The sequence below is a fragment of the Oleiphilus sp. HI0123 genome (assembly GCF_001635315.1).
The window spans coordinates 1-830 of sequence record NZ_LWGE01001423.1; the positions used below are offsets into that span (position 1 = coordinate 1).

Consider the following 830-nt stretch of genomic DNA (forward strand, 5'->3'; position numbering starts at 1 on the left):
AGCGTCGTGCTGATTAGTACGTTTGCGAAGCCGGGGTGAGGACAGGTCAGGGTGATACTGTCTATCAGCGCTGGGCCGGGCTTTGCTCGACCTCGCCAGTCTTCGCTATTACTGGTTTGACGAATGCATAATTCGCCATAGCGTGTATCAATGGCTTGTGCCTGGTGATGGAGGACTAAACCTTTTGGCTGCCGTTCTAATTGCAGGTGGCGCTTTAGTGCCTGTAAGTGCGCGTTGGCACTCGAATACATACCGCTTCTTGGGCCGCGAGTTAAGGTGACTAGAATGGAGTAACTATCGTCTTGGTTTAATTGGCTGAGTTTCAGACGATGACTTGTGCCATATACGACTGCAAACCAGGGTGTTTCTGTAGGCACTTCAAAAGAGAAAGTAAAGCCATCAACACGCTGACCGGGTTTAATGTTGGTCTGATCAAAGCTGGCGCAAGCTGATAAAAACAGTGCTAATAGGACTATTGAGCGCTTTATTATTAGCGTTATTGGCTTATAGGAAGTTAGCATCTGCTTACTTTAGCATTTAGGAGGTGTTCCATCTAGTTTAGTTGCCAGAATGGCGTTTAATATTTTGGCCTATTGTAATGTAAATCGTGTTGGCCGACTTTGCATGCGACCCACTATATTTGCTAGGCTTCTCGTGAATTCAATCATTAGCAAAAGGAATTTGCGATGCCGATAAATTGGAAAGACCTGCCCGACGTGTCTCCTCATGATGCCCAAAGGGAAGTTAAGAATCACAGCCCCTTTCAGGAGAACGACCTATGAATATGGACACGGCGCTTCACGCCCTAAAATCTTACTTTGGCTATGATG

Annotated in this window: 1 protein-coding gene; it reads right to left on the reverse strand. The window is 46.4% G+C overall.

Features of this window, described 5'->3' with window-relative positions:
• Positions 1-521: hypothetical protein (locus A3761_RS18430; RefSeq protein WP_156491942.1), on the reverse strand; the 521-nt coding region annotated here is incomplete at its 3' end.
• Positions 522-830 lie beyond the last annotated feature (309 nt).